Annotated in this window: 20 protein-coding genes; 11 read left to right on the top strand and 9 right to left on the bottom strand. The window is 71.2% G+C overall.

The genetic code is table 11. The annotated features are described in order from the left end of the window. Positions 1-48: 48 nt before the first annotated feature. Entirely contained in the window at positions 49-1692 is a 1644-nt protein-coding gene (locus O5O46_RS17850) for a PucR family transcriptional regulator (RefSeq protein ID WP_269856462.1), read from the bottom strand. Positions 1693-1927: 235 nt separating this feature from the next. On the opposite strand from O5O46_RS17850, the gene O5O46_RS17845 reads away from it, so the two are divergent. From O5O46_RS17845 to O5O46_RS17825, 5 genes are all read left to right on the top strand, one after another. Then, positions 1928-2815 carry an FAD binding domain-containing protein gene (locus O5O46_RS17845; RefSeq protein ID WP_269856461.1) on the top strand — a complete coding sequence of 296 codons (888 nt, stop codon included), beginning with the start codon at positions 1928-1930 and terminating at the stop codon, positions 2813-2815. Continuing rightward, entirely contained in the window at positions 2806-3375 is a 570-nt protein-coding gene (locus O5O46_RS17840) for a (2Fe-2S)-binding protein (protein WP_269856460.1), read from the top strand. The genes O5O46_RS17845 and O5O46_RS17840 overlap by 10 nt, the downstream gene beginning before the upstream one ends. Positions 3376-3377: 2 nt before the next feature. Beyond that, the gene (pucD, locus tag O5O46_RS17835) at positions 3378-5759 is read left to right on the top strand and encodes a xanthine dehydrogenase subunit D (protein ID WP_269856459.1); all 2382 of its coding nucleotides are present in this window, start codon (positions 3378-3380) and stop codon (positions 5757-5759) included. A gap of 182 nt (positions 5760-5941) precedes the next feature. Then, on the top strand, positions 5942-7402 hold the full coding sequence (locus tag O5O46_RS17830) for an NCS2 family permease (RefSeq protein WP_269856458.1): 1461 nt from the start codon (positions 5942-5944) through the stop codon (positions 7400-7402). Between the two features lie 13 nt (positions 7403-7415). Beyond that, positions 7416-8549, top strand: coding sequence for an XdhC family protein (locus O5O46_RS17825; protein ID WP_269856457.1), 1134 nt, complete (start codon positions 7416-7418; stop codon positions 8547-8549). Positions 8550-8612: 63 nt separating this feature from the next. Here O5O46_RS17825 and O5O46_RS17820 read toward each other — a convergent pair whose 3' ends face one another. Genes O5O46_RS17820 through O5O46_RS17810 form a run of 3 tightly spaced genes read right to left on the bottom strand, consistent with a single transcriptional unit; the run spans position 8613 to position 11832 of the window. Then, positions 8613-9965: a sensor histidine kinase gene (locus tag O5O46_RS17820; protein WP_269856456.1), complete on the bottom strand. Its 1353-nt coding sequence runs from the start codon at positions 9963-9965 to the stop codon at positions 8613-8615. Continuing rightward, positions 9958-10671 (bottom strand): response regulator transcription factor, encoded by a 714-nt coding sequence (locus tag O5O46_RS17815; protein ID WP_269856455.1) that lies wholly within the window; start codon positions 10669-10671, stop codon positions 9958-9960. Before O5O46_RS17815 ends, O5O46_RS17820 begins: the two co-directional genes overlap by 8 nt. A gap of 39 nt (positions 10672-10710) precedes the next feature. Beyond that, positions 10711-11832 carry an FAD-dependent oxidoreductase gene (locus O5O46_RS17810; protein ID WP_269856454.1) on the bottom strand — a complete coding sequence of 374 codons (1122 nt, stop codon included), beginning with the start codon at positions 11830-11832 and terminating at the stop codon, positions 10711-10713. A gap of 121 nt (positions 11833-11953) precedes the next feature. Between O5O46_RS17810 and O5O46_RS17805 the strand changes: the two genes are divergently transcribed. From O5O46_RS17805 to O5O46_RS17795, 3 genes are all read left to right on the top strand, one after another. Further along, positions 11954-12535 carry a TetR/AcrR family transcriptional regulator gene (locus tag O5O46_RS17805; RefSeq protein WP_269856453.1) on the top strand — a complete coding sequence of 194 codons (582 nt, stop codon included), beginning with the start codon at positions 11954-11956 and terminating at the stop codon, positions 12533-12535. A 69-nt stretch (positions 12536-12604) separates the two neighbouring features. Further along, positions 12605-14212, top strand: coding sequence for an AMP-binding protein (locus tag O5O46_RS17800; RefSeq protein ID WP_269856452.1), 1608 nt, complete (start codon positions 12605-12607; stop codon positions 14210-14212). A gap of 81 nt (positions 14213-14293) precedes the next feature. Then, positions 14294-15079 (top strand): COG4705 family protein, encoded by a 786-nt coding sequence (locus O5O46_RS17795; RefSeq protein WP_269856451.1) that lies wholly within the window; start codon positions 14294-14296, stop codon positions 15077-15079. Positions 15080-15107: 28 nt separating this feature from the next. Here the strand turns inward: O5O46_RS17795 and O5O46_RS17790 are convergent, their stop codons facing one another. After that, positions 15108-15716 carry a TetR/AcrR family transcriptional regulator gene (locus O5O46_RS17790; RefSeq protein WP_269856450.1) on the bottom strand — a complete coding sequence of 203 codons (609 nt, stop codon included), beginning with the start codon at positions 15714-15716 and terminating at the stop codon, positions 15108-15110. An 85-nt stretch (positions 15717-15801) separates the two neighbouring features. Between O5O46_RS17790 and O5O46_RS17785 the strand changes: the two genes are divergently transcribed. The 3 genes from O5O46_RS17785 to O5O46_RS17775 all read left to right on the top strand — a co-directional run bounded on the left by O5O46_RS17785 (position 15802) and on the right by O5O46_RS17775 (position 19382). Continuing rightward, the gene (locus O5O46_RS17785) at positions 15802-17154 is read left to right on the top strand and encodes a GH1 family beta-glucosidase (protein ID WP_269856449.1); all 1353 of its coding nucleotides are present in this window, start codon (positions 15802-15804) and stop codon (positions 17152-17154) included. A gap of 33 nt (positions 17155-17187) precedes the next feature. Then, positions 17188-18876, top strand: a complete 1689-nt coding sequence (locus O5O46_RS17780; RefSeq protein WP_269856448.1) for an AMP-binding protein — start codon at positions 17188-17190, stop codon at positions 18874-18876. 164 nt (positions 18877-19040) lie between these two features. Continuing rightward, a complete protein-coding gene (locus tag O5O46_RS17775; RefSeq protein WP_269856447.1) occupies positions 19041-19382 on the top strand; it encodes a hypothetical protein in 342 nt (113 codons plus the stop codon). A gap of 95 nt (positions 19383-19477) precedes the next feature. Here O5O46_RS17775 and O5O46_RS17770 read toward each other — a convergent pair whose 3' ends face one another. The 4 genes from O5O46_RS17770 to O5O46_RS17755 form a co-directional block, all read right to left on the bottom strand. After that, entirely contained in the window at positions 19478-20230 is a 753-nt protein-coding gene (locus O5O46_RS17770; protein WP_269856446.1) for a hypothetical protein, read from the bottom strand. Between the two features lie 237 nt (positions 20231-20467). Then, the gene (locus tag O5O46_RS17765) at positions 20468-21922 is read right to left on the bottom strand and encodes a catalase (protein WP_269856445.1); all 1455 of its coding nucleotides are present in this window, start codon (positions 21920-21922) and stop codon (positions 20468-20470) included. Between the two features lie 143 nt (positions 21923-22065). Next, complete coding sequence (gcl, locus tag O5O46_RS17760; RefSeq protein ID WP_269856444.1) at positions 22066-23784, bottom strand: glyoxylate carboligase; 1719 nt, start codon at positions 23782-23784, stop codon at positions 22066-22068. A gap of 5 nt (positions 23785-23789) precedes the next feature. Next, positions 23790-24713, bottom strand: coding sequence for a 2-hydroxy-3-oxopropionate reductase (locus tag O5O46_RS17755; protein ID WP_269856443.1), 924 nt, complete (start codon positions 24711-24713; stop codon positions 23790-23792). Positions 24714-24733 lie beyond the last annotated feature (20 nt).

Raw genomic sequence — 24733 nt, 5'->3', positions numbered from 1 at the left:
CGCCCAGCAAGAGGGACGTCGGCGGTGTCCCCCGTATGCCTTACCGGCTCAACTCATGCGCAGCGCAAGGAAGAAGTCCACCTTGTCCTCCAGCCGGGACAGGTCGCGGCTGGTCAACTGCTCGATCCTGCCGATGCGGTAGCGCAGGGTGTTGACATGCAGGTGCAGCCGGGCCGCGCAGCGGGTCCAGGACCCGTCGCACTCCAAGAACGCCTCCAGGGTGGGGATGAGTTCGGCCCGGTGCCGCCGGTCGTAGGCGCGCAGCGGGTCCAGCAGCCGTGCGGTGAAGGCGCGCCGCACGTCGTCCGGCACGAACGGCAGCAGCAGCACGTGCGAGGCCAGCTCCTCATGTCCCGCCACGCACACCCGGCCGGGCCGGGCGGCGGCCACCCTGCGGGCGTGCCGGGCCTCCTCAAGGGCGCCGCGCAGCCCCTCGGCCGAGTGGACGGAGGCGCTCACCCCGATCGTCAGCCGGCCGTCGCCGTCCAGGCCGCGCGCCAGCGGCGCCGCCACCGTGCGCAGCAGCCCGTCCGCGCGCAGCCCCACGGGCTCCGGCTCCTCCGGGCCCGCGGCGGGCAGCGGCAGCAGCGCCATCGCTTCCTCGTCGCTGTGCGCCACGGCGATCCGGTCGGCCGGGTCGGTGCCCGACGAGGCCGGGTCGACCAGGATCTCCTCCAGCAGCGCCTGGGCCACCGGACCGCCGGGCAGCTCGCCGCCCTCCCAGTCCACCCGGGCCACCACCACCTGCCAGTGCGGTGCCGCGCCCGCACCCGGCAGCAGCACCGGCGCGGCCACCCGCAGCCGGGCCGCCACCTCGGCGGGCGGCGCGCCGGTCTGCACCAGTTCCAGCACCTCGTGCGCCAGGCGGCGGCGTACCGCCCCCGCCGCGTCCTGCCGGTCCCGCTCGACGGCGATCAGCTGGGTCACCCCGTGCAGCAGGTCAAGCCGCTCGCCGGGCCAGTCGCCCGCGTCCGCCTCGACCGCCAGCATCCAGTCGGACAGCACCGTGGCGCGCGGGTCCGTCTCGGCGCCCCTGATCGGGAAGACCGAAAAGACCCGCCCGGCGACCTGTACCCGGTGCGGTGCGGGACGCCCGGTCCTGGACGCCGCAAGATGTTCTCCGGCCACTTCGGCGCGGATCTGGTCCGGCAGCTGTGGCGCCGAGCCCGCGATGCGGCGGCCGGTGGAGGAGAGCACCCAGGCGCGCAGGTCCAGGTCGGTGACGAGCAGGTCGAGCACCGCGTCCGGGCCGCCGCCCGCCGGACCGGCCGACATCAGCCTGCGGTGCCGGTCCACCACGGCCGCCAGATCCCCGGCGCGCTCGGTGGAGACCTGCCGCACCACATGCTCGGTGATGGTCGCGAACGCCACCCGCTCGTGCACCGCGAACAGCGGCAGCCGGTGCCGTGCGCAGGCCGCCACCAGCTCCTGCGGCACCCCGCCGACCTCGGCCTCGCCCGCGGCCAGCGCGGCCACTCCGGCGGCCGCCAGCCGGCGCACGAACGGCTCGCAGTCCTCGGAGCCGCGCAGCCAGGCCAGGCCGGTCAGCACCAGCTCGCCGCCGGACAGATAGCGGCTGGGATCCCGCAGGTCGGTGGTCATCACGCCGCGGACCGTACGGTCCAGCTCGTCCTCGCCGCCGAGCAGCCGCAGGCCCAGCGCCTCGGTGTCCAGCAGTGTGCGCAGCCGCATCGTTCTCGCCTTGTCTTGAATGACGCTCTTGTAATCCCGCGAGGTGGTGGGACCTCGCCTTTCAGAGGAATCTACAAGGTCCGGTGTCCGGCCAGCCAAGTGCTTCATGTTTTCGGTGACTGCACCCGACCGGTCGGTTCTTTGTGTACTGGGCCACAACACGTGAACACCACATGAACAAGCCCCTCGCGACCGTGCACCACCCGGCTCCTTCGACATCCGAGAAGAGACCCCCATGGACTTCCTGCGCCCCGCCAGTTGGGAGGAGGCGCTCGCCGCGAAGGCCGAGCACCCCACCGCTGTGCCGATCGCGGGCGGCACCGATGTGATGGTCGAGATCAACTTCGACCACCGCCGACCCGAAGCGCTCCTCGACCTGAACCGCATCGGTGAGCTGCGGGAGTGGGAGGTGGGCGAGGAGACGGTACGGCTCGGCGCCTGCGTCCCGTACACCCGGATCATCGAGAGCCTGCGCGCGGAACTGCCCGGTCTCGCACTGGCCGCGCACACCGTCGGATCGCCGCAGATCCGCAACCGCGGAAGCGTCGGAGGCAACCTCGGCGCCGCCTCCCCGGCCGGAGACTCGCATCCGGCGCTGCTCGCGGCCGGTGCCGAGGTCGAGGCGGTCTCGGTGCGCGGCACCCGGATGATCCCGGTCGAGGAGTTCTACACCGGCGTGAAGCGCAACTGCCTTGAGGCGGACGAGCTGATCCGCGCGGTGCACATCAGGAAGGCCGACGGACCGCAGCAGTTCTCCAAGGTCGGCACCCGCAACGCTATGGTGATCGCGGTGTGCGCCTTCGGCGTCGCCCTGCACCCCGAGACCCGCACCGTGCGCACCGGCATCGGCTCGGCCGCGCCCACCCCGATCCGGGCCACCGCGGCCGAGGAGTTCCTCAACTCCGCGCTGGAGGAAGCCGGTTTGTGGGACAGCGGCCAGATCATCCCGCCCGCCGTCGCCCGCCAGTTCGCGGAGCTGGTCTCCGGCGCCGCCAACCCCATTGACGACGTGCGCGGTTCGGCCGCGTACCGCCGTCACGCGCTGGGCGTGATGGCCCGCCGCACCCTGGGTTGGACCTGGGAGGAGTTCCGCGGAAACGAGAGGAGCGCACGATGCGCCTGACGTTCACCGTCAACGGCCGCAAGCAGGAGGCCGACGACGTCTGGGAAGGCGAGAGCCTGCTGTACGTGCTCCGCGAACGCATGGGGCTGCCGGGCTCCAAGAACGCCTGCGAGCAGGGCGAGTGCGGCTCGTGCACGGTCCGCCTCGACGGTGTGCCGGTCTGCGCGTGCCTGGTGGCCGCGGGCCAGGCGCAGGACCGCGAGGTCGTCACCGTTGAGGGGCTGGCCGACTTCGCCAAGCAGCGCGACGAGGGAGGATCCGCCTCGGGTACGTCGCTGGACGAGGCAAAGCGCTGGCAGTCCAAGCCCGGCGAGACGGGCACCGCCGCGCAGCGGCTCGCGCCGATCCAGCGGGCGTTCATCGACGCGGGCGCCGTGCAGTGCGGCTTTTGCACCCCGGGCCTGCTGGTCGCCGCCGACGAACTGCTGGAGCGCAACGCCTCCCCGTCCGACGAGGACATCCGCGAGGCCCTCTCCGGCAACCTGTGCCGCTGCACCGGCTACGAGAAGATCCTGGACGCGGTCCGCCTCGCGGCGGCCCGGAGCGAAGAGGCGGTCTGACCATGGGCGCGACCCGCACTCCCAGCAACATCACCCAGGGCAGCAAGGCCAAGGGCGGCATCGGTGAGTCCACGCTGCGCCCGGACGGCACCCTGAAGGTGACCGGCGAGTTCGCGTACTCCTCCGACATGTGGCACGAGGACATGCTGTGGGGCTTCACACTGCGCAGCCCGCACGCGCACGCCGAGATCAAGTCGATCGACACCTCGCAGGCGCTTGCCCAGGCCGGGGTGTACGCCGTGCTGACGTACGACGACCTGCCCACCGACGTGAAGAACTACGGCCTTGAGATCCAGGACACCCCGGTGCTGGCGCACGGCCGGGTACGGCACCACGGCGAGCCGGTGGCGCTGGTCGCCGCCGACCACCCGGAGACCGCCCGCCGCGCCGCCGCCAAGATCAAGGTCGAGTACGTCCCGCTGCCCGTCGTGCACGACGAGGCGAGCGCGCTCGCCGAGGACGCCCCGCTGCTGCACCCCGGCCGGGACGACCACCACGCCGGGCACGTCCCGCACCCGAACATCGTGCACCGCCAGCCGATCCACCGCGGCGACGTGGCCGCCGCCCGGGCCAGGGCCGACGTGATCGTCTCCGGAGAGTACGAGGTCGGCATGCAGGACCAGGCCTTCCTCGGCCCCGAGTCGGGGCTGGCGGTGCCCGGCGAGGACGGCGGGGTCGACCTGTACATCGCCACCCAGTGGCTCCACTCCGACCTGCGCCAGATAGCCCCGGTGCTCGGCCTGCCGCCGGAGAAGGTCCGGATGACGCTGTCCGGCGTCGGCGGTGCCTTCGGCGGACGCGAGGACCTGTCGATGCAGATCCACGCCTGCCTGCTGGCGTTGCGCACGAACAAGCCAGTCAAGATCGTCTACAACCGCTTCGAGTCCTTCTTCGGGCATGTCCACCGGCACCCGGCCAAGCTCTGGTACGAGCACGGCGCCACCAGGGACGGCAAGCTCACCCACATGAAGTGCCGGATCGTGCTGGACGGCGGCGCCTACGCCTCGGCCTCCCCGGCGGTGGTCGGCAACGCCTCCTCGCTCTCCGTCGGCCCCTATGTGATCGACGACGTGGAGATCGAGGCGGTCGCGCTCTACACCAACAACCCGCCCTGCGGCGCGATGCGCGGTTTCGGCGCGGTGCAGGCGTGCTTCGCCTACGAGGCGCAGATGGACAAGCTGGCCGCCGAACTCGGCCTGGATCCGGTGGAGTTCCGCCAGCTCAACGCGATGTCCCAGGGCACCGTGATGCCCACCGGACAGGTGGTGGACTCCCCGGCCCCGGTCGCGGAACTGCTGCGCAGGGTCAAGGCGATGCCGCTGCCGCCGGAGAAGCAGTGGGAGACCGCGGGCGAGTCGGCGGACGTACGGGCGCTGCCCGGCGGACTGTCCAACACCACCCACGGCGAGGGCGTGGTACGCGGTATCGGCTACGCGGTCGGCATCAAGAACGTCGGCTTCTCCGAGGGCTTCGACGACTACTCCACCGCGCGGGTGCGGCTTGAGGTGATCAACGGTGAGCCGGTGGCCATCGTGCACACCGCCATGGCCGAGGTCGGACAGGGCGGCGTCACGGTGCACGCCCAGATCGCCCGCACCGAACTCGGCGTCACCCAGGTGACCATCCACCCGGCCGACACCCAGGTCGGCTCGGCGGGCTCCACCTCGGCGTCCCGGCAGACCTACGTCACCGGCGGCGCGGTCAAGCACACCTGCGAGGCGGTACGGGAGAAGGTCCTGGAGCTGGGCCGCGCCCGGTTCGGCTCGTACCACCCGGCCTGGGCCACCGCCGAACTCCTGCTGGAGAGCGGCAAGGTGGTCACCGACGGCGGCGAGGTGCTGGCCGATCTGGTGGACGTCCTCGAAGGCGAGGCGATCGACCTGGAGCTGGAGTGGCGGCACCGCCCCACCGAGCCGTTCGACCTGCGGACCGGCCAGGGCAACGGACACGTCCAGTACTCGTTCGCCGCCCACCGCGCGGTAGTCGAGGTGGACACCGACCTCGGCCTGGTCAAGGTGGTCGAGCTGGCGTGCGCCCAGGACGTCGGCAAGGCGCTCAACCCGCTGTCCGTGGTCGGCCAGATCCAGGGCGGCACCACGCAGGGCCTGGGCCTGGCCGTGATGGAGGAGATCGTCGTCTCGCCGGAGGCCAAGGTCCGCAACCCGTCCTTCACCGACTACCTGATCCCCACCATCCTGGACACGCCCACCATTCCGGTGGACGTCCTCGAACTCGCCGACGAGCACGCCCCGTACGGGCTGCGCGGCATCGGCGAGGCGCCCACCCTGTCCTCCACCCCGGCCGTGGTCGCCGCCATCCGCGCGGCCACCGGCCTGGCCCTCAAGCGGGTGCCGGTGCGCCCGGAACACCTCACCGGTACCTGACCGAAGCTTCCGGGCGGTGGCCGGTTCTCGTCCCTCCCGCCACCGCCCGGATCCGGCCGGTCCGCCGACCGGCGCAGTGATCCCGTTCGTCTCGGGCCGTCCCCCGGGTCGTGCAGGCCAAAGCACCTTCCCAAATCCCGCGCCTGGCGCGGGTGCCCCTGTGAACCTTGGGAGTTGGACTCATGACCCAGTCGCAAGTCGAGCCGACGACGGTCGCGGAGGAGGCGGGCTCCGGCTCGCGCATCCCCTCCGGCCGCTCGTGGCTCGATCGCTACTTCCACATCTCCGATCGCAACTCGACCGTGGCCCGAGAGGTCCGTGGAGGTCTGACGACCTTCATGGCGATGGCCTACATCCTGCTGCTCAACCCGCTGATCCTGTCCGGGGCGGACATCAGCGGCCACCGGCTCGGCCAGGCACCGCTGGTCACCGCGACCGCGCTGGGCGCCGCGGTGACCACCCTGGTGATGGGCTGCGTCGGCAAGGTCCCGCTCGCCCTCGCCGCCGGGCTGAGCGTCTCGGGCGTGATGTCCACCCAGGTGGTGCCCAACATGACCTGGCCGCAGGCGATGGGCATGTGCGTGATCTACGGGGCGGTGATCGTCCTGCTGGTGGTCTCCGGACTCCGCGAGATGATCATGAACGCCATCCCGCTGCCGCTCAAGCACGCGATCACCATCGGCATCGGCATGTTCATCGCGCTGATCGGCCTGGTGCACGCGGGCTTCGTCGGCGTCGGCAGCGCGGACGCCCCGGTGACGCTGGGCGCCGGCGGGCATCTCACCGGCTGGCCGGTGCTGATCTTCGCCGTGACGCTGCTGCTGATCTTCGCCCTCCAGGCCAGGAAGGTCCCCGGCGCGATCCTCATCGGCATCATGGCCGGCACCGTGATCGCGGTGGTCGTGCAGGCGGTGGCGGGCCTGGGGGCCAAGGCGTGGGGCTACGCGGTGCCCGAACTGCCCAGGAAGGTCGTCTCACTGCCGGACTTCTCCCTGCTCGGCCATGTGGAGTTCGGCGGCTGGGGCCACATCGGCGGAATGACCGTCGGCATCATCGTGTTCACCTTGGTGCTGGCCGGGTTCTTCGACGCCATGGCGACCATCATCGGGGTTGGCACGGAGGCCGGGCTGGCCGACGCCAGGGGCCGGATGCCCGGGCTGAGCAAGGCGTTGCTCATCGACGGGGCAGGTGGGATGGTCGGCGGATTCGTCGGCGGCTCGGGACAGACGGTGTTCGTCGAGTCGGCGACCGGAGTGGGCGAAGGGGCCAGGACCGGCCTGGCCAGCGTGGTCACCGGCCTGCTGTTCGCCGCCGGGCTGTTCTTCACCCCGCTCGCCCAGATCGTGCCCAGCCAGGTGGCCGCCGCCGCGCTGGTGGTGGTCGGGTCGATGATGATGGGTAACGCCAAGCATGTGAACTGGAGCGACCGCTCGGTGGCGATCCCGGTCTTCCTGACCGTGGCGCTGATGCCGTTCACGTACTCGATCACCGCGGGTGTCGGCGCGGGCGTCATCGCGTACACGGTCATCAAGACCGCGCAGGGAAAATGGCGTGAACCCGGCGCCTTCATGTGGGCCCTGTCGGTCGTCTTCACCGTCTACTTCGCCCTTCACCCCATCCAAGGGTGGCTGGGCGTCCACTGAGGAGTGACACACCATGCTGGACATAGCTGAGGAGCTGCTGGGCTGGTGCGAGCGCGGGCGTCCGTTCGCGGTCGCCACGGTGGTCGCCACCGGTGGCAGCGCCCCCCGGCAGCCGGGCGCGGCGCTCGCCGTGGACGCTGACGGCACCGTGATCGGCAGCGTGTCCGGCGGGTGTGTCGAAGGAGCGGTGTACGAGCTGTGCCAGCAGGCGCTGGCGGACGGCGAGGCGGCCGTGCTCGAACGCTTCGGGTACTCCGACGAGGACGCCTTCGCGGTCGGTCTGACCTGCGGCGGAGTGATCGACATCTTCGTCCAGCGGGTGGACCCGGCGGCCAGCCCCGAGCTGGCCGGGGCGCTGGCCACCGCCGCCGCCGGTCGGGCGGCGGCGGTGGCCAGGATCGTCAAGGGGCCCGCCGAACTGCTCGGCGGCACCATGGCGGTGGCGCCGGACGGCTCGTACCAGGGCGGCTTCGGCGATCCGGAACTGGACCGCACCGTGCGCGCCGAGACCGCCGCACTGCTGGATGCCGGGCGTACCGCGACGGTGGAGGTCGGGGCGGACGGCAGCCGCTGCGGGGAGCCGCTGACGCTGCTGATCGAATCCAGCGTTCCGCCGCCGCGCATGCTGGTGTTCGGCGCGATCGACTTCGCGGCGGCGGTGGTGCGGATGGGGAAGTTCCTGGGCTACCGGGTGACCGTCTGCGACGCCCGCCCGGTCTTCGCCACCGAGGCACGGTTCCCGGAGGCCGACGAGGTCGTGGTGGACTGGCCGCACCGCTATCTGGACTCCCAGGAGCTGGACGAGCGCACGGTGATGTGCGTGCTGACGCACGACGCCAAGTTCGACGTACCGCTGCTGCAACGGGCGTTGCGGCTGCCGGTCGCCTACGTCGGCGCGATGGGCTCGCGCCGTACGCATCTGCACCGGCTCGACCGGCTGCGCGAAGTGGGCGTCACCGAACGGGAGTTGGCCCGGCTGTGCTCGCCCATCGGCCTGGACCTGGGCGCCCGTACGCCCGAGGAGACAGCGCTGTCCATCGCCGCGGAGATCGTCGCCCACCGCAGGGGCGGCACGGGCGTCCCGCTGACGGGCGCCCACACCCCCATCCACCACGACGTGCCCCGCACTGTCCACTCGGTGGCGTGAGACCGCGGACGGCTCCCGCCGCGCCGGTGGCGGCCCCACTCGGCTGACCCGGTGGTGCCGCACTCACCGCGACACCGGAAACCGAACCCGCAGCACCGCCCCGCCGCCAGGGGCGTTTCCCGCCTCGGCGGTGGTGCCGTGCGCGTGGGCCACCTGCTGGACGATGGCCAGGCCAAGGCCCGAGCCGGGCAGGCCGCGTGCCGACTGGGACCGGTAGAAGCGGTCGAAGACATACGGAAGGTCATCTTCCGTAAATCCGGGGCCATGGTCCCGGACAGTCAACTCGCCGTCCGCGAGCCGGACTTCGACCCCCGCCCCCGGCGGGGAGAACTTGGCCGCGTTGCCCAGCAGATTGGTGACCGCCCGCGCCAGCCGCGCCGGAACCCCGCGTACCACGCACGGCTCCAGCTCCGCCGAGAACGGCGTCGCGGGCCAGTGGCGGCGGGCCGCCGCGGCACAGTGCCCGACGATCTCGTCCAGCCGTACGTCCTCCGGCTCACCGGACGTCTCATCGCCCCGGGCCAGTTCGATCACATCGTCAACGAGTCCGCTCATCTCGGTGATCTGCGCGGACAGCGCACCGTTCACCCGCTGCCGCTGCTCACCCGTCAGCTCGTGCGAGAGCAGCGCGATGTTGGTGCGCAACCCGGTGAGCGGGGTGCGCAGTTCGTGCGAGGCGTCCGCGACGATCTGCCGCCGGGCGTCCAGCGCCTGCTCCAACTCGCCCAGCATCACGTTGAAACTGCCCGCCAACCGCGACAACTCGTCCCGCCCCGGCACCTCGATGCGGTGCCGCGGGTCACGGGTGGCCGCGATGGTCTCCGCGGTCCTGGTCAGCCGGGCCACCGGACGCAGCCCGGTGCGGGCCACCGCGTAGCCGAGCACCGCGGCGAGAACCGCGCCCGCCGCGCCGATCACCACCAGCGCCACCGCGATCCGCCGCTCACTGTGCTGGATCGAGTCGGTCCGCATCGACACCTGCACCGCCCGGCCCGGCCCGGCCGGGGCGAGATAGCTGCGGAACGGCAGACCGTGGAAGGCCGAGTCGGAGAAGTACGCACCGCGCTCGCCCCTGGCCACCGCCACCGCGCCGGGCACCACCGGCGGTACGTAGGGATCGGAGGCGGGCGCGGGCGTCACCGTGCCGTCGGAGCGGATCACCTGGACGCAGTCGGGGGAGCCGAGCCATGCGCACTCACCGCCCGGCGGCGCGGCCCCGGCCCGTATCTGCGGCACCACCCGGTTGGACTCGCGGATCAGGCCGAGGTTCAGCTCCCGGCCGAGCTGCTGCCCGACGGCGATGTACGCCGCCCAGCAGACCCCCGCCGCGACCGCGGCGACGGCCAGCGCGGTGGCCACCGCCAACCTCAGCCGCAGCGGAGCATGTCGCCGCTCCCTGCGCCGGGCCTCAGACACTGCGGCGCTCGCTCAGCAGATATCCGACGCCGCGCACGGTATGGACGATCCGCGGCTCGCCGCCCTCCTCCAGCTTGCGGCGCAGATATCCCACGTACACCTCAAGGGAGTTGGACGACGGCCCGAAGTCGTATCCCCACACCCGGTCGGTGATCACATCCCGGGTCAGCACCTGTCCGGCGTTGGTCATCAGCAGCTCCAGCAGCACCGCTTCGGTGCGCGTGAAGTCGATGGTCCGCCCGCCGCGCCTGGCGCGCCGGGTGCGGGTGTCCAGCACCAGGTCGCCGAAGCCCAGTTCGTCCGGCAGCTCCGCGGCGGCCTCCGGCCTGGCGCGGCGCAGCAACGCCCTGACCCGCGCGATGAGTTCGTCCAGGTCGAACGGCTTGGGCAGGTAGTCGTCCGCGCCCGCGTCCAGCCCGTCGATCCGGTCGGCCACCGCTGAGCGCGCGGTGAGCATCAGGATCGGCGTGCGGTCCCCGTCCGCGCGCACCCGACGGCAGACGGTCAACCCGTCCAACCCCGGCAGCATCACGTCGAGCAGTACGACATCGGGTGCGGTGGTACGGATCCGCTCCAGGCCGAGCAGCCCGTCACCGACCGCCACCACCTGGTAGCCGTGCACTTCCAACGCGGTGGTGAGGGCCTGGGCCAGGGTCGTGTCGTCCTCGACGACGAGCGCGAGCGCGCTCTCGGCCACCTGCGGCATCGGTCCTCCTGCGGTTGGTTTCAGCCCAAAAGGACGGCTTCAGCGGTAGTTCAGTTCCGCCAGCTCCATGGCCAGCCGGTCGCGCAGCGCCGGTACGCGGCCCACCAGGGGGAGGAGTGTGTCGCGCACCACTCGCGGCCCCGTGGCGATCCGGGTCAGCCGGTCGGTGAACGCCACCACCCGGCGCGCGACCGGGCGGCGGCGCTCCTCGTAGGTGTCCAGCCGCCCCTCGGCGAGCGCCCGGCCGAGGGCGTAGCCGTCCTGGATGCCGGTGTTCATGCCCTGACCGCCCAGCGGGCTGTGCACATGCGCGGCGTCGCCCGCGAGCAGCACCCGACCGGCGCGGAAGCGGTCGGCGACCCGGTGGTGGATGCGGAAGCGCGACGACCAGACGAGGTCCCTGACCTTCGCCCGGCCCGCGTCGCGGGCGTCCAACAGGTCCTGGACGTAGCGGAGTTCCGGCTTGGCGGGCGCGTCCTCAACGGTGGCGACCACCCGGTAGTGGTCGCCGGGGAACGGCACGATGAAGAAGAGCCCGTCCGCGCCGAACTGCAGCATCAGCCCGTCGTCCGCCCGGTCCTGCTCCAGGGTGACATCGGCGAGCACGAACGACTCGCCGTACGAACCGCCCTCGAACCCGATGCCGGCCGCTTCCCGGACCACGCTGTGCATGCCGTCCGCGCCCACCGCGTACGCCGCGCGCAGGGTCTCGCCGGACGCCATGGTCAGCGTGGCGCCCCCGGCGTCCTGAATGACGTCCGTGACCTCGTACGGCCGGTGCACCTCGCCGCCGAGCTGCCGCAGCCGGGAGGCGAGCACGTCCTCCGTCTCGTACTGCGGGATCACCAGCGCGAACGGGAAGCGGGTGGGCAGGCCGTCGAACGGCACCCGCAGCAGTCGCCGTGCCCCGTCGCGCACGGTGGCCTCGCCGACCCGGCGGCCCCGGGCGATCAGCTCGGGCGCGGTGCCCAGCTCGTCGAGCACCTCCAGGGTGCGGGCGTGCACCACTCCGGCGCGCGAGGTGTGGGCGGCCTGCTCCTGCCGGTCGAGCAGCACGAAGTCGATGCCGGCCGAGGCGAGGGTGATGGCGAGCGCGAGCCCGGTCGGCCCGGCGCCGACGATCGCGACATCGGTACGGGCGGGGAGTGCTGCGGCGTTCATGGGAACCCCCTCCAGCGGGTGTGCCAACAGCTGTTGGCCAACGTCTGTTGACATCGTGCGCCCGCCCAGAGAGCGATGTCAACACTTGTGGGCCAACGGTTGTTGGCATAAGTTGGGCGCCATGCCCGAGCACCGCGAACCGGCCGCCGAAAGGCGCTCCGACCGCACCCGCGCCGCGATCCTGCGCGCGGCGCGTCAGCACTTCACGGCGCAGGGTTACGAACGCACGACCATCCGCGCGATCGCCGCCGACGCCGACATCGACCCGTCGATGGTGATCCGCTACTTCGGCACCAAGGAGCGGCTGTTCGACGCCGCCCTCACCGTCGACCTGCGGCTGCCCGACCTCACCGCCGTCGCCCCCGGCGATGTGCCCGCCGTCCTGGTGCGGCACTTCCTCAACCGCTGGGAGGGCGATCCGACCGACGACGCGCTGCTGATGGTTCTGCGCTCGGCGGTCACCAACGACCGCGCGGCGGAGCGCGCCCGGGAGATCTTCGGCGTGCAGGTCGCTCCGGCGTTGGCCGCCGTCATCGGCCCCGAGGCGGCCGGGCGCCGGGCGGGCCTGGTCTCCGCCCAGCTCCTCGGCCTGGCCCTGACCCGCTATCTGCTGCGGCTGCCGACGGTCACCGCGCTGACGCCGGACGAGGTCGTGGCGACGCTGGCCCCGGCGATCCGGGAGACGCTGGGGCTCGGCGGATAGCGCCGCCAGCGGTGGGGTAATGGGCTCCGTGGCGTCCGGCGAACGGCCGGGCTCAAGGGAGGGCGACGGATGACCACACTCTCGTACAGCAGCGGCACCGGAACGACCCCGCTGCTCGGTGACACGATCGGCGCCAGTCTGGACCGCGCGGTCGCCGCCTTCCCGGACCGCGAGGCGCTGGTCGACATGGCGAGCGGACGGCGTTGGACCTACCGGGAGTTCGGGCGCGCGGTCGACACGGTGGCGCGCGGTCTGCTGGCGAAGGGGGTCGGCAAGGGCGACCGGGTCGGCATCTGGGCGGTCAACTGCCCGGAGTGGGTACTGGTCCAGTACGCCACCGCGCGGATCGGCGCGATCATGGTGAACATCAACCCCGCCTACCGCGTCCATGAGTTGGCGTACGCCCTGAACCAGTCCGGGGTGCGGCTGCTGGTCGCCTCGACCGCCTACAAGACCAGTGACTACCGGAAGATGGTCGAACAGACCCAGGGTGACTGCCCGGCGCTCCAGGACGTGGTCCACATCGGCGACCCGAGCTGGGACGAACTGACCGCCGCCGCCGAGACGGTACCGGCCGACCAGCCAGCCGCCGCCCAGGCGGGGCTGAGCTGCGACGACCCGGTCAACATCCAGTACACCTCGGGCACCACGGGCTTCCCCAAGGGCGCCACGCTCTCCCACCACAACATCCTCAACAACGGCTACTTCGTGGGGGAGTTGGTCGGCTACACCGAAGCGGACCGGATCTGCCTGCCGGTGCCCTTCTACCACTGCTTCGGCATGGTGATGGGCAACCTGGCCGCCACCAGCCACGGCGCCTGCATGGTCATCCCGGCACCGACGTTCGACCCGTCGGCCACGCTGCGCGCGGTGGCCGCGGAGCGCTGCACCTCCCTGTACGGGGTGCCGACGATGTTCATCGCGGAGCTGAACCTGCCGGAGTTCGCCTCGTACGACCTGTCGTCGCTGCGCACCGGGATCATGGCCGGATCGCCGTGCCCGGTGGAGGTGATGAAACGGGTGGTCGCCGAGATGCACATGGCGCAGGTGGCCATCTGCTACGGGATGACGGAGACCTCGCCGGTCTCCACCCAGACCCGCGCCGACGACGACCTGGAGCGCCGAACCGGGACGGTCGGCCGGGTGCTGCCGCACCTGGAGGTCAAGGTCATCGACCCGGTGACCGGGCGGACCGTACCGCGCGGCGAGGCGGGCGAGCTGTGCACCCGCGGCTACTCGGTGATGCTCGGCTACTGGCAGGAGCCGCAGCGCACCGCCGAGGTGATCGACTCCGCCCGCTGGATGCACACCGGGGACCTGGCGGTGATGCGCGAGGACGGCTACGTCACGATCGTCGGCCGGATCAAGGACATGATCATCCGTGGTGGTGAGAACGTCTATCCACGGGAGATCGAGGAGTTCCTCTACACCCATCCCAAGATCGCCGACGTCCAGGTGGTCGGTGTTCCCGACGAGCGGTACGGCGAGGAGATCCTCGCCTGTGTCATCCCGCGCGACGCGGCCGACGAGCCCACCCTGGAGGAGATCACCGCCTTCTGCCGGGGGCGCCTGGCGCACTTCAAGGTTCCGCGCCATCTGCGGATCGTTGACAGCTTCCCGATGACGGTGAGCGGCAAGGTGCGCAAGGTCGAACTGCGGGCGAACTTCGCGGGGTGATACGCGTGGTATGCCGGTAGCGCCCTGTGGATGAGGACGTTCAGAGGGAACTCATGGGTTCGTGTGCCATTCTGTGCCGCCATGACGACAGAGCAGCTCCGGCTGGACCGGCCCGCGGCCCCAGTGCGGCACGCGATGAGCAAGGTTCCGGAAGTGACCGCCTACTTCTGGATCATCAAGGTGCTGACCACCGGCATGGGCGAGACCACCTCGGACTACCTGGCCCGGGTGCTCAACCCGATGGTCGCGGTCGGCATCGCGGGCCTGGCCCTGGTGGCCGCGCTCGCCCTCCAGTTCTCCGCGCGCCGCTATGTCTCCTGGGTCTACTGGCTGGCCGTCACCATGGTCAGCGTGTTCGGCACCATGGCGGCCGATGTGCTGCACGTCGGACTGGGCATCCCGTACTTCGCGTCCACCGCGTTCTACGTGCTGGTGCTGGCCGGGATCTTCGCCGCCTGGTACGTCAGCGAGAAGACGCTGTCCATCCACAGCATCCACACCCGCCGCCGCGAGGTCTTCTACTGGGCCACGGTCATGGCGACGTTCGCGCTGGGCACCGCCGCGGGCGACATGACCGCGGTCAACATGAAGCTGGGCTACTTCTCCTCGGGCGTGATGTTCGCGGTACTGATCGCCATTCCGGCGCTGGCCTACTGGAAGCTGGGGCTCAACGAGATCTTCGCCTTCTGGTTCGCCTACATCGTGACCCGCCCGCTGGGCGCCTCGTTCGCCGACTGGATGGGCGTCCCCACCAGCCGCGGTGGCCTCAACCTGGGCACGGGGCCGGTGAGTCTGGGGCTGGCGGTGGTCATCGCGCTGTTCGTCGCCTACATGGCGGTCAGCCGCAAGGACGTCTCCCGCGCCTGAGGGGTGCGGGGCGTCCCCTCGAAGGCGACTACACCGCCCCCAGGTAGAGCCGCACCACCCGCTTGCACTCGGCGATGAGCGACGGATCGCCTTCCGGGTCCGCCCGGAAGGCGAGTTGCAGCACCGCGTCCGCGCACTCCACCGCCACCCGCAGGGCGAGTGCCGAACCCACGCCCTCCAGCGAGCCGGCGGCCCGCAACCGCTCCGCCACCGTGGCGTTGTTGTCCAGCACGTCGTCCAGCACGTGCTGCTCCGCATCCGTGCCGGGCCGCCCGGTCAGCCCGAAGTCCACCACCGCGAACCCGGGAACCGTCCGCTTCATGGCGACGAACTCATCGACGGCCAGGTCGACCAACTCCCCGGTACCCGAAGGCGGTTGCGCCTCCACGCGCCGCGCCAGCCGGTCCAGGTACCGCTCCAGATTGCGCGCGGCCAGCGCCGCCACCAGCCCGTCCTTGCCGGCGAAGAACTGGTAGAGCGTGCCGATCGGCACCTCGGCGCGCCGCGCCACCTCACGGGTGGTGAGCCCGCCGTACCCGGCCTCGTCCAGCAGCTCCGCCCCGGCGTCGAGGATCCGCTCGAACCGTTCCAGGCTGCGCTGTTGCACGGGACGGCGGCGGAGCGGGGCGGACTTCATACCAACCACTGTGCAGGATCTGTTCTTCCAGCGGCGAGTAACTATCATGAGCCGTCCTCATGTTCGCGTGGAAGGGGCCGCGCCCATGCCGCACATCCCCGCACTGCCGCCGACGTTCCGCTGGGGCGTGTCCACCGCCGCCTACCAGATCGAGGGCGCCACCGAGGAGGACGGCCGAGGCCCCAGCGTCTGGGACGCGTTCACCGCCCGGCCGGGAGCCATCAGAAACGCGCACCACGCCCGCACCGCCTGCGACCACTACCACCGCTGGCCCGAGGACATCGCGCTGATGCGGGAACTAGGGGTGGACGCCTACCGGTTCTCCATCGCCTGGCCGCGCGTCCAGCCCACCGGGCGCGGACCGGTCAACGAGTCCGGGCTGGCGTTCTATGACCGGCTCACCGACGAACTCCTCTCCCACGGCATCACCCCGCTGCCCACACTGTTCCACTGGGACCTGCCGCAGGCCCTGGAGGACGGCGGCGGCTGGCTGACCCGGGACACCGCGTACCGCTTCGCCGAGTACGCGGCGCACACCGCCGACCGGCTCGGCGACCGGGTGCCCGACTGGATCACGCTCAACGAGCCGTTCGTGCACACGGTGTTCGGCTACGCACTGGGCCGGCACGCCCCCGGCCGTACGCTGCTGCTCGACGCCCTGCCCACCGCACACCACCAACTGCTCGGCCACGCGCTGGCCGCCCGCGTCCTGCGGGAGCGCGGCGCCCGGGTGCTGATCGCCAACAACTGCACCCCGGTGCACTCGGCGAGCGGTACCCCCGCCGACCGCGCCGCCGCGGAGGCGTACGACACCCTGCACAACCACCTCTTCAACGACCCGCTGCTGACCGGGCGTTACCCCGATCTGTCCGGCTACGCCGTGGACGGGGACCTCGGCGGCGCGGTGCTCGACGGCGACCTCGCGCTGATCCACCGCAGCGTCGACGGCCTGGGCGTCAACTACTACAACCCCACCCACGTCAGCGCCCCGGCCGACGCCGGCGGCCTGCCCTTCGACCTGGTCCCGATCGAGGGTGTGCCGCGCACCGCCTTCGGGTGGCCGGTCGTCCCCGACGGTCTGCGCGAACTGCTGCTACGGCTGGGCCGTCGCTACGGCCAGGCGCTGGTCCCCATCACCATCACCGAGAACGGCTGCTCGTACCCCGCCCTCGACGACACCGAGCGCGTCGACTTCCTCGACGGGCACATCCGCGCCGTGGCCGACGCGGTCGCCGAGGGCATCGACGTACGCGGCTACTTCGTGTGGACGCTGATCGACAACTTCGAGTGGGCCGAGGGCTACACCCAGCGCTTCGGTCTGGTCCACGTCGACCACACCACCCAGACCCGCACCCCGAGGACCTCCTACCGCTGGTACCGGGAGCTGATCGCCGCACACCGCGGGGCGCGGCCGGGCGCGCCTGGTGCCACCATGTGATCCGGACGGGCACCGATCCCAGGGAGGGAACACATGGCGGACAGCGCGGCGACGGAGGAGTTCCGGGCGGCCCGGGACTTCCTGCTGCGGCACAGGGACGACTACCGCGCGGCCTACGACGGCTTCCGCTGGCCCAAGGCGGAGCACTTCAACTGGGCGCTCGACTGGTTCGACCGGCTGGCCGAAGGGGAGGCGGGCGAGCGCACCGCGCTGTGGATCGTGGAGGAGGACGGCGGCGAAGTACGCCACACATTCGGGGAGTTGGCCGAGCGCTCCAACCAGGTCGCCAACTGGCTGCGGTCGGTGGGCGTCCGGGCCGGTGACCGGATCGTGGTGATGCTCGGCAACCAGACCGAGTTGTGGGAGACCGCGCTGGCCGCGATGAAGCTGCGCGCGGTCGTCATCCCGGCCACCCCGCTGCTCGGCCCGGCCGACCTCACCGACCGCGTCGTGCGCGGCGCCGCCCGCCATGTGCTGGTACGCGCCGCGGACACCGGGAAGTTCGACGGTGTGCCCGGCGACTACACCCGTATCGCGGTCGGCGGCGCGCCCGCCGGCTGGCTCGCCTACGAGGATGCGTACGGCGCCGACCGCGGGTTCCGGCCGGACGGGCCGACCAGTGCCGACGACACCCTGATGCTCTACTTCACCTCGGGCACCACCGCACTGCCCAAGCTGGTCGAGCACAGCCATGTGTCCTATCCCGTGGGTCACCTGACGACGATGTACTGGATCGGACTGCGGCCGGGCGACGTGCATCTGAACATCTCCTCGCCGGGCTGGGCCAAGCACGCCTGGAGCAGCCTGTTCGCTCCGTGGAACGCCGAGGCGACGGTGTTCGTGCACAACTACACCCGCTTCGACCCGGCCCGGCTGATGGCCGAGATGGACCGCGCGGGGGTGACCGGCTTCTGCGCCCCGCCCACCGTGTGGCGGATGCTGATCCAGGCCGACCTGCGGCAGTTGGGCACGCCGCCACGGGAGGTGGTGGCCGCCGGTGAGCCGCTCAACCCCGAGGTGATCGAGCACGTGAGGCGGGTCTGGGGAGTGACGGTCCGGGACGGCTTCGGGCAGACCGAGACCACCCTGCAGATCGGCAACACCCCCGGTCAGCCGCTCAAGCCGGGATCGATGGGCCGCCCGGTGCCCGGCTACGCGGTGGCGCTGGTCGATCCGGTCAGCGGCGAGCCGGGCGAGGAGGGCGAGATCTGCCTGGACCTGTCGACCCGGCGGCCGGTCGGCCTGATGACCGGCTACGCGGGCGACGAGGAGCGCACCGCGGCGGCCACCGCGGGCGGCTACTACCGCACCGGTGACATCGGATCCCGGGACGCCGACGGCTACATCACCTACATCGGGCGCGCCGACGACGTGTTCAAGGCGTCCGACTACAAGATCAGCCCGTTCGAGCTGGAGAGTGCGCTGCTGGAGCACGAGGCGGTGGCCGAGGCCGCCGTCGTGCCGTCACCGGACCCGGTGCGGCTCGCCGTGCCGAAGGCGTATGTGGTGCTGGCCGAGGGCTGGGCGCCGGACGCGGCGACGGCGAAGGCCGTCTTCGCCCACTCGCGGGCGGTGCTGGCGCCGTACAAGCGGATCCGGGTGCTGGAGTTCGCCGAGCTGCCGAAGACCGTTTCCGGCAAGATCCGCCGGATCGAGCTGCGCGAACGGGCGGCGGGCGGGGTGGTGTCGGACCGCGAGTTCCGCGAACAGGACCTGCGCTGAGCGCCCCCGGCGCGCACGGGCCAACACCGCGCCCGAAGTGCGCCGTTGGCACCTGTTCATGGTGAGGTGACGGATTCCTGTCTGTCGGCGGCGCGTTCGGCCCGCGTACGTTTCCACCGCGGCCCACACGGGCCATCGGGCAAGCCGAGTCGAAGGGGGAGACGATGAGCGACGCCATCTTCCACGCGGGCACGCAGATCACCCTGAACGAAGCGCTGACCTCGGGCAACGGCCGGACCCTGCTGCGGCTACAGGAGGACCGCAACCTGGTGCTCTACAAGGACAACAAGCCCGCGTGGCAGGCGGAGAACGCCTGGTCGCACGGGAACATCCTGAAGGTGCAGGGCGACGGCAACGTCGTGCTGTACGACGAGAGCGAGCGCCCGGTGTGGGCGTCCAACACCGACGGCAACGACGGTGCGTACCTGGCCGTGCAGGACGACGGCAACGCGGTCGTCTACGACAAGGCGGGATCGCCGATCTGGGCCACCAACACCGGTGACTGACCGGCGCGGACAGACACCGGCCTGGGACGGTGGGGAGCGGCCCACCGTCCCAGGCCGGCCCGCTTGCTTGTACCGGCCCGCTCGGGCCGGTCCGCTCACGCCGGTCTGCCGCCGGGCGCGGTGCGGATCAGGTGGTCGGCGGCGTCGTTGACCGGTTGCGGGGTGCCGGTCAGGTCCATCACGAACAGCGGAACCCCGAGCTGGTCGGCGCGCAGCCGGGCGTCGTGCGCGTAACCGGCCAACGAGAAGAACGCCCCGGCGCGGTCCTCGTTCAGCGAGTTGAGCCAGAGCGTCTCGACGTCCCGCAGCGGCGTCGGCCGGGTGGCCGGATCGATCTGCGCCACCACGCCGTCGCCGCGCAGGTCGATCCCGGTCGCCGAACGGTCGGCGGCCACGGCCACATCGGCGAAGCCCAGCCACTTCAGGTACTGCGACGCGGCGGTGACCGCGTCACCGCCGGTGCGGATGGTCACCGGGCGGAACGGAGGCCGCCGTACCGGCTGCGGTACGCCGGTGTGCGCGGCGCCGGAGGTGCCGGTGTGCTGGAGGGCGGCCGGTTGCGACTCGCCGGATGGCAGGTCGGACGGGCCCCGGTCGATCGGGAGCCGGATGACGGCGCCGCAGGAGCAGCCGAGTTCGGGTTGCGGCCAGTCGTCGTCCCGCCCGCACGACGGGCAGCGCAGCGTCACCCAGGAGTCCTTCCAGGTCCGGTGCAGCACCAGGGTGGGCACGCCGCCGCGCAGCACGGCGAGGTTCACCGGGGCGCCGCACGGACACGGGTAGGTCGGCGGGGTGAATCCGTGTTCACGGCGGCAGGCGGGGCAGCGGACGGGCACGCTTTCGGCCATTGCGGAGCTCCAGGCGGATCCGATCCGGAGGGCGGTCGTGTTACCACCATATCCGGGGCCGCGCTCGCGGTCCCGGCAGGCGGCCCCGGCGGCTGACGCCCGCACAGACGCCAGCCGCCAGGGCGGCTTCTGGTCGGGGGCGGGGTGGTACGCCCGCGCCGCCGGTCCTCCACCCCTCAGAAGAGGCCGACGGCGCGGGCGAGTTGGTGCCCCCCTCTATCTGGTCCCCCTCGGGGATCAGCCTTCGCGCAGTTCGCGCACGGCGGCCTCGACCCGCTTGCCGTACTCCGGGTCGGCGGCGTGGAAGTGGGCGAGGTTGGCCTCGATCACATCGTCCCGGCTGACCTGGGAGAGGCTTCCGGCGATGTTGGCCACCAGCCGGGACCGCTCTTCCGGCGACATCAGCCGGTACAGCTCGCCGGCCTGGAAGAAGTGGTCGTCCTTGGTGTGCTCGGGTGCCGGATGCGTACCGGTGTGGCCGGACACGGCGAGAGCGGCGGCCAGCGGCTGGTCGGTCTGCACCGGGCCGTCATAGGAGTTGGGCTCGTAGTTCTTGGCCCGCCGCCCCTGCGGGTTGGTCGCCATGAAGCCGTCCCGGCCGTAGTTGAGCGCCGGGTTCCTCGGTGCGTTGACGGGCAGTTGGGTGTGGTTGACGCCCAGTCGGTAGCGGTGCGCGTCGGCATAGGCGAACAGCCGTCCCTGGAGCATCTTGTCCGGGGACGGGCCGATGCCGGGCACGAAGTTGTTCGGGGAGAACGCCGACTGCTCGACCTCGGCGAAAACGTTGTCCGGGTTGCGGTCCAGCACCAGGCGGCCGACGCGGTGCAGCGGGTAGTCGGCGTGCGGCCAGACCTTGGTCAGGTCGAACGGGTTGAAGCGGTAGTCGGCCGCCTCGGCCACCGGCATGATCTGCACGTAGAGCGTCCAGGACGGCTTGACGCCGCGTTCGATCGCCTGCACCAGGTCGCGCTGGTGGCTGTCCGGGTCCTTTCCGGCCAGCTCGGCGGCCTGCTCGCCGGACAGGCAGCGGATGCCCTGGTTGGTCTTGAAGTGGTACTTCACCCAGAACGCCGCACCCGCCTCGTTGACCCACTGGTAGGTGTGCGAGCCGTAGCCGTTCATGTGCCGGTACGAGGCCGGGATGCCGCGGTCCCCGAACAGCCAGGTCACCTGGTGCGTCGCCTCGGGGGCATGCGCCCAGAAGTCCCACACGTTGTCCGGCTCCTGGATGCCGGTGAACGGGTCGCGCTTCTGCGAGTGGATGAAGTCGGGGAACTTCACCGGGTCCTTGATGAAGAACACCGGGGTGTTGTTGCCGACGAGGTCGTAGTTGCCCTCCTCGGTGTAGAACTTCACGGCGAAGCCGCGCGGGTCGCGTACCGCGTCCGCGGCGCCGAGGTTGCCCGCGACCGTGGAGAAGCGGATGAAGATGTCGGTGCGCTTGCCGACCTCGGACAGGAACGCGGCCCGGGTGAAGCCGGTGACGTCGTCGGTCACCTCGAAGTGGCCGTGTGCGCCGGAGCCTCGGGCGTGTACGACGCGCTCCGGTATCCGCTCGCGGTTGAAGCGGGCGAGCTTCTCCAGCAGGTGCTGGTCCTGGAGGAGCAGCGGTCCGCCGACGCCCGCGGTGGCGGAGTTCTGGTTGTCGGCGACCGGGGCGCCGGACTCGGTGGTGAGTGTGGGCTTGGGCATGGGGACCTTCCGATGGGGGTCCGTGGGTCAGGTGTCCCGGGACATTACGAACGGCTTCAACAAAATGTCAATGGTTCCGCCCGGCGGCGCGCTTGGGCGCGACAGGACAGGTCGGCGCGCCGCCGGACGGAGCTCTGTGCGCACTACGGCGCGGGCTCGAACTCCTTGACGGAGTCGATGTTCGGGCCGTGCGGGGTGTTGGCCTCGCGCTCGATCATGATCTCGACCAGCACCGGCCGGGAGGTCGAGACGGCCTCCTTGCGGGCCCACTCGATGGCCGAGCGGATGTCACCGGGCTCCCAGACCCGGCGTCCCGAACAGCCGTACGCCTCCATGAGCTTGACGTTGTCGGAGCCGTACTCGTCGTAGTGGATGTCGACCTGGTAGTTCATGTCGTAACCGATCGACGCCTGGCGGATCAGGCCCAGGTACTCGTTGTTGAGCATGATCAGCACGTACGGCACGTTGTACTGGGCGGCGACCGCGAGTTCCTCGACCATGTACTGGAAGCCGTAGTCACCGACGATCCCGACCACTTCGTTGTCCCGGCCCTCGCTCAGCAGCGCCTTCTTGACGCCGATCGCGGCCGGGATCTCCCAGCCCAGCGGTCCCGCCTGGCCGCAGACCTGGTAGTGCCGCGGGCGGTGGGCCTTCTGGTGCTGGCCGCCCCAGATCTGGTACAGGCCGATGGCGGTGACGAAGTAGGTGTCCTCGTCGAAGATCTCGTTGATCTCCTTGTAGACCCGGGGCGCCTTGATCGGGGTGGTGTCGAAGTCCTCCCGGCGCACCAGGGTGCGCTTGAGCTCCTGGCACCGCTCGATCCACGGCTCCACGTCGGCCTTGGCGGCCCGCCGCTTCGCGGTGGCCAGCAGGGCTTCGAGGAACAGCCGGGCGTCCGAGACGATGCCCAGGTCCGGTTCGATGACCCGGCCCAACTGGCCCGGGTCGATGTCCACATGGACGAACGTGCGGTCGCCCTTGTAGGTGTCGATGTTCGCCCCGGTGTGCCGGTCGCCGAAGCGGGCGCCGACAGCGAGCACGAAGTCCGCTTCCAGGAAGGACGCGTTGGCGTACTTCTGCGAGGTCTGGATGCCGGTGGTGCCCAGGTTCAGCTCGTGGTCGTCCTCGATGGCGCCCTTGCCCATCAGGGTCACCTGGAACGGCACCCGCAGGTGCTCCACCAACTCCCTTAGCACTTCGGACGCTTCGGACAGGATCACGCCGCCGCCCGCCAGGATCAGCGGCCGCTCGGCGGCCAGCAGCAGGTCCAACGCGGCCTCGACACGCGGCGCGTGGGGCGCGACGGCCGTGACCGGCAGCGGTGCGTCGATCTCGGCGTCGTACCAGATCTCCTGCTGGCCCTTGTCCAGCGGGATGTCGATCAGCACCGGCCCGGGACGGCCCTCACGGGCGGTCCGGAAGGCCTCGCGGAAGATCCACGGGATCTGCGCCGCCTCCTTGACCTGCACCGCCCACTTGGTGACCGGCTTGGCGATCTCCACGATGTCGACCGCCTGGAAGGCCTCCTGGTGCAGCTTGGGGGAGACCGCCTGGCCGGTGATGCAGACCATCGGGATCGAGTCGGCCTGCGCGGTGTACAGACCGGTGATCAGGTTGGTGGCGCCGGGCCCCGAAGTGGCGATCGCCACCCCGACCCTGCCGTTGGTGCGCGCCCAGCCGTCCGCCATGTGGGTCGCGCCCTCTTCGTGGCGGACCGTCAGGTGGTCGATACCGCCCACCACCTCCATCGCCTTGTACAGCGGGAGGATCGCGGCGCCGGGGCAGCCGAAGGCGATGTCGACACCCTCGTCCTTCATGATCTGGACGGCCGCCTGCATGGCGGGGATCTTCTTGGCAACCATGGCGGTCAGCCCTCCACCTTCTGGCCGGACAGCCGTTCCACGGAGCGCAGCAGCGCGGAGTGGTCCAGGCCGCCGTCGCCCTGGGTGCGCAGCGACGCGATCAGTTGGGCGACGACCGCGCCGACCGGCAGCGCGGCGCCGACGTTGCGGGCGGCGTCGGTGACGATGCCCATGTCCTTGTGGTGCAGGTCGATCCGGAAGCCCGGCTTGAAGTCCCGGTTGAGGAAGTTGCCCTTCTTGCGGGTCAGTACGGTCGAGCCCGCCAGGCCGCCGTTGAGCACGTCGAGCGCGGCCGCGAGGTCCACTCCCGACTTCTCCAGGAAGACCACCGCCTCGGCGCACGCCTGGATGTTGACGGCGACGATGAGCTGGTTGGCGGCCTTGACCGTCTGGCCGGCGCCGTGCGGACCGCACAGCACGATCGTCTTGCCGAGCGCCTCGAAGATGGGCTTGGCCTGCTCGAAGTCGGCCTGCTCGCCGCCGACCATGATGGACAGCACCGCCTCGATGGCCCCGGCCTCACCGCCGGAGACCGGGGCGTCCAGCACCCGGATGCCCTTCTCGGCGGCCTTCTCGGCCAGGTCGACGGAGGTCTGCGGGGTGATCGACGACATGTCGATCAGCAGCGCTCCGGGCCTGGCGTTCTCCAGGATCCCGTGCTCGCCGTAGGCGATCGCCTCCACCTGCGGGGAGGCCGGGACCATGGTGATGATGACGTCGGCCTCCCGGACCGCCTCGGCGATCGAGGCGGCGGCGGTGCCGCCGTTCGCCGCCAGCCGTTCCAGCTTGGCCTGCTCCAGCGTGTAGCCGGTCACCTGGTACCCGGCCTTGATGAGGTTCTCGGCCATGGGGGAGCCCATGATGCCCAGCCCGATCCAGCCGATCGTCGGGCGGGTCGGTCGGGCGGAGGCCGCGAGTGCGTTGGTCATTTGGGGGTGCCCTTCGGGTG

The sequence above is a fragment of the Streptomyces sp. RPT161 genome (genome assembly GCF_027533845.1).
In the GTDB taxonomy this organism is placed as follows: domain Bacteria; phylum Actinomycetota; class Actinomycetes; order Streptomycetales; family Streptomycetaceae; genus Streptantibioticus_A; species Streptantibioticus_A silvisoli_A.
This window is presented reverse-complemented; position numbering and strand designations above follow the sequence as displayed.

Coding starts and splice junctions, on each gene's coding strand:
- O5O46_RS17850 (WP_269856462.1), bottom strand. CDS start 1,692: ATGCGGCTGCGCACACTGCTGGACACCGAGGCGCTGGGCCTGCGGCTG.
- O5O46_RS17845 (WP_269856461.1), top strand. CDS start 1,928: ATGGACTTCCTGCGCCCCGCCAGTTGGGAGGAGGCGCTCGCCGCGAAG.
- O5O46_RS17840 (WP_269856460.1), top strand. CDS start 2,806: ATGCGCCTGACGTTCACCGTCAACGGCCGCAAGCAGGAGGCCGACGAC.
- pucD (WP_269856459.1), top strand. CDS start 3,378: ATGGGCGCGACCCGCACTCCCAGCAACATCACCCAGGGCAGCAAGGCC.
- O5O46_RS17830 (WP_269856458.1), top strand. CDS start 5,942: ATGACCCAGTCGCAAGTCGAGCCGACGACGGTCGCGGAGGAGGCGGGC.
- O5O46_RS17825 (WP_269856457.1), top strand. CDS start 7,416: ATGCTGGACATAGCTGAGGAGCTGCTGGGCTGGTGCGAGCGCGGGCGT.
- O5O46_RS17815 (WP_269856455.1), bottom strand. CDS start 10,671: ATGCCGCAGGTGGCCGAGAGCGCGCTCGCGCTCGTCGTCGAGGACGAC.
- O5O46_RS17810 (WP_269856454.1), bottom strand. CDS start 11,832: ATGAACGCCGCAGCACTCCCCGCCCGTACCGATGTCGCGATCGTCGGC.
- O5O46_RS17805 (WP_269856453.1), top strand. CDS start 11,954: ATGCCCGAGCACCGCGAACCGGCCGCCGAAAGGCGCTCCGACCGCACC.
- O5O46_RS17800 (WP_269856452.1), top strand. CDS start 12,605: ATGACCACACTCTCGTACAGCAGCGGCACCGGAACGACCCCGCTGCTC.
- O5O46_RS17795 (WP_269856451.1), top strand. CDS start 14,294: ATGACGACAGAGCAGCTCCGGCTGGACCGGCCCGCGGCCCCAGTGCGG.
- O5O46_RS17790 (WP_269856450.1), bottom strand. CDS start 15,716: ATGAAGTCCGCCCCGCTCCGCCGCCGTCCCGTGCAACAGCGCAGCCTG.
- O5O46_RS17785 (WP_269856449.1), top strand. CDS start 15,802: ATGCCGCACATCCCCGCACTGCCGCCGACGTTCCGCTGGGGCGTGTCC.
- O5O46_RS17780 (WP_269856448.1), top strand. CDS start 17,188: ATGGCGGACAGCGCGGCGACGGAGGAGTTCCGGGCGGCCCGGGACTTC.
- O5O46_RS17775 (WP_269856447.1), top strand. CDS start 19,041: ATGAGCGACGCCATCTTCCACGCGGGCACGCAGATCACCCTGAACGAA.
- O5O46_RS17770 (WP_269856446.1), bottom strand. CDS start 20,230: ATGGCCGAAAGCGTGCCCGTCCGCTGCCCCGCCTGCCGCCGTGAACAC.
- O5O46_RS17765 (WP_269856445.1), bottom strand. CDS start 21,922: ATGCCCAAGCCCACACTCACCACCGAGTCCGGCGCCCCGGTCGCCGAC.
- gcl (WP_269856444.1), bottom strand. CDS start 23,784: ATGGTTGCCAAGAAGATCCCCGCCATGCAGGCGGCCGTCCAGATCATG.
- O5O46_RS17755 (WP_269856443.1), bottom strand. CDS start 24,713: ATGACCAACGCACTCGCGGCCTCCGCCCGACCGACCCGCCCGACGATC.